Raw genomic sequence first — 2,878 nt, 5'->3', positions numbered from 1 at the left:
AAAACAAACTCTCGGTGAACGTGTCGGCGCCGCGCATGATCTCCAGTGGGCAAGTGGTGGTTCATCTATCAACGCTTCACGAACTCTGCGCGATGACGTGTTTCAGCGGTACTTCAGCAACCTGCTAGGGCTAGTTGTACTACGGTAAAGGTGCCGTTGGATTACGATGATGCGTCCAAAGGTAGCGTCGGCATTGCGTACTGCGAGTGACTGCCGGTAAGCCTGCAAACCGGCTTGGTGGCATATGGATGAATCCTTGGGGGCCAGGTGCGAGAGGGCTGGCTATGCCTTTGCGCATGTCGACGCTATGGCTGCTTGGGAATTCGGCAAATCCTGTAGGTCGAAAGCTCTTGCAATCGTCGGATGCCTACGATCTGAACGGATTCGATCCGCGCGGCGTCGGTTCAAGCGCCCAGTTGGTATGCAGTTCTAGCGCCCCGGCGAGAGCAATTTCTTTCACCGATAGGTCCCCCGCTGGAGTCAGGGCACAGATGATCGAAAGCCGCGACCTCGTATCCGCTTGTGGTGGCACGCCGCTGACCCCTTTCATTAACACCGAATACACAGCTCGTGACATGGAGGTGATACGTGCGGCACTTGGATACGACAAATTGAACCACTTTGGTACGTCATATGGTACGGCTCTTGGGGCTCGCTATGCCAGCCTGTTTCCCGGTCGCACAGGTCGTCTGGTTCTCGATAGCGTCGTAGATATCACCCTTCCGTTTGCCGAGACCTTCCCTCCGCAGGCTCCAGCATTTCAGCACACATTCGATGGCATCATTGCCCTTATGTCGCCGCACAGAACGAGCTTTGCGGCCTCGGTTCGAACGCGGACGATGTCAAAGAAATTACTAGGAACGGTCCCCCTTGGCTCACAAGTTGGCTTGGCCGAACCATAGTTGATTCACTGTATGCTCAATGGCAAATTGATGCTGTGGTAGAAAAGTTGGCAGTGGCCAAAAGAATAAAGACGGTTTTGGCAGAAAACCCGCAGACTTCCCCTAATGACCTTCATCGCGAGGTAGTCTCGCTGCCTTTCTTTCCGAGTTGGAACAGAGCCGTGGAAAATGCCACGCAAAAGATTGCCGGAGAGGCGGTCGCAAGATATGCTGAAGTAGGTTCCGGTAGCACAAGGTCCCTGGAGGACCGGCGGGCGGCCCAAGTGTCCGTGACCTGCAATGATGGAGCCTTGATCCACTCGAGCGAGGAGTACTGGACAGATCTTGGAAATTCTCTCGCCATGTCTGCGCCGCTTGTGGGGGGCTTATATTCCGGTCAGCCCTGTCTTTACTGGCCGTTCAGCACGCGCAGGCTGCCGTCGTTCGACAGTGCCGCGACGCTACCTGTTCTCATGCTGCAGGATGAGAATGATGGTCCAACGCCTCTGCCTGGAGCGCGCGCCACTGCAGCCACATTGAAAAATTCAAGACTTGTAGTTCAGGAGACGACGTACGACCATGGTGCATTTTTTTCTGGCAGCGAATGCATTGGCGGCTATTTCGCAGACTATCTGCTCGAGGGTGCCTTGCCGGAGAAGGGCGCCACGTGTGCAGGAAATGGACTGAACACCTCGAAGAAAACTATCAATATGAACAAAAAGCTCGCCGCTAACGCTGTAACAGAAGAGTACCGGACTGACATGTACACCGATCGTCTCGAAGCAGAAAAGGTTCTGCAGGACCTCCGAGAAATGATGAGATAGTTCGCAATGCATTCTTGGATGTAGAGGATTTCGTCGCCATGGAGAATTAAGACAGCTATTGGCAGCGGTTGCGTGCGGCCAACTGTTATGCGGTGCGTGATGCTTTTCGCCAAATCCCTCGCACCAGCACGGACAGTCTAAGTATCAACGGGCAGTCGAAGCTGAATTGGAGACTACGCTGCCTCAGCCGAACCCTAACATAGTGCGCCGCGCAATTGATGGCGCCCCCAGAGAATGATCGATGTGACGCGATTTTAAATGCGATCGGTGGCGCAGGCGCGCTGCCGCGAAAGTCGAGTTGGGCCGCGTAATGAGGTCCGCACCGTCTCGATCCGCTCAATAAGATCCCCGTGGCATGCTGCACGCGTCGATAGTCCGACTCTCCGGGGATATTATTTCACGCTGAGCAAGTTGTCGGCACCGGAAAGGCTGATGATCCATGTCATTCTCATTGCGGAACGTCCTTATACGGCTCATGGGCACCGCAGGCATCGGACATTGTGCCCTGTCCCAAACAGGAGCGTACCTTCTACGTTCGGAGTTCGACGTGCTCGGCCAGAGGCTGTATCTTTCGTCTGTGCTAGATCTGTACAACGGCGAGATTCTGGCCTATCAGATGAACACGCGCCCTCTGTTTGAACTGGCTCGCGGCGCACTAAGTTCGCGATTAAACAGGTTCGGCGCAATACACCCGGCTTCGGCGCGCCATGAGCGGTATTTCTTCACGCGCACCGGCGACTTCAGCTTCAGCTACACCATCAGACGTCGCACCGTCTTGCGTGTCACCCTCTGGCCTGCCACCCGGATCGCTTCCACGATGCGCCGGTAGCCATAGCGGTCCTTGTTCCGTTCGCCACCGTCAAGCAATTTCGACTGATAGCAGAACGTACTGCGCGCCAGCTCCGCCGCCTTGAGCAGCGCGGGTAGCCGGTGATGCTGTCGCAGTTGCAGCACTATTTGCGTTTTATCTCTTGCGCCGCCCGCTTCTTCGCCTGAAGAAGGGGCGAGATTTGTAGTCTGGACAGGCATCCTGGACGGCTCCCTGCCCCCGGACGGTCAGTTGAAACTCCCCCAGTTGTGGTCGCGTAAAATCCCCCACCGGGTGAAGCAGGACGAGGTCGAGTTTTAGTCCTCTTTCGTTTTCTGCGCAAGGGCCTCAGCGGCTTCCTTGAG

Annotated in this window: 3 protein-coding genes; 2 read left to right on the top strand and 1 reads right to left on the bottom strand. The window is 55.7% G+C overall.

Annotation, left to right across the window (positions count from 1 at the left end; all coding sequences use genetic code 11):
* Positions 1 to 248: 248 nt before the first annotated feature.
* Positions 249 to 902: an alpha/beta fold hydrolase gene (locus AB3X89_RS39250; RefSeq protein ID WP_368587944.1), complete on the top strand. Its 654-nt coding sequence runs from the start codon at positions 249 to 251 to the stop codon at positions 900 to 902.
* A 161-nt stretch (positions 903 to 1,063) separates the two neighbouring features.
* Positions 1,064 to 1,705 (top strand): alpha/beta hydrolase, encoded by a 642-nt coding sequence (locus AB3X89_RS39245; protein ID WP_368587943.1) that lies wholly within the window; start codon positions 1,064 to 1,066, stop codon positions 1,703 to 1,705.
* A 750-nt stretch (positions 1,706 to 2,455) separates the two neighbouring features.
* Here AB3X89_RS39245 and AB3X89_RS39240 read toward each other — a convergent pair.
* The gene (locus AB3X89_RS39240; RefSeq protein ID WP_368587942.1) at positions 2,456 to 2,734 is read right to left on the bottom strand and encodes an IS3 family transposase; all 279 of its coding nucleotides are present in this window, start codon (positions 2,732 to 2,734) and stop codon (positions 2,456 to 2,458) included.
* Positions 2,735 to 2,878 lie beyond the last annotated feature (144 nt).

Source organism: Paraburkholderia sp. BR14320 (genome assembly GCF_040948665.1).
Classification (GTDB): Bacteria; Pseudomonadota; Gammaproteobacteria; order Burkholderiales; family Burkholderiaceae; genus Paraburkholderia; species Paraburkholderia youngii.
Note: the sequence above shows the minus strand (reverse complement) of the source record. Positions and strands in the feature narration are given on the sequence as shown.

What these genes read in the sequence shown, in the direction of transcription:
- AB3X89_RS39250 (WP_368587944.1), top strand. Translation starts at nt 249, where the DNA reads ATGAATCCTTGGGGGCCAGGTGCGAGAGGGCTGGCTATGCCTTTGCGC.
- AB3X89_RS39240 (WP_368587942.1), bottom strand. Translation starts at nt 2,734, where the DNA reads ATGCCTGTCCAGACTACAAATCTCGCCCCTTCTTCAGGCGAAGAAGCG.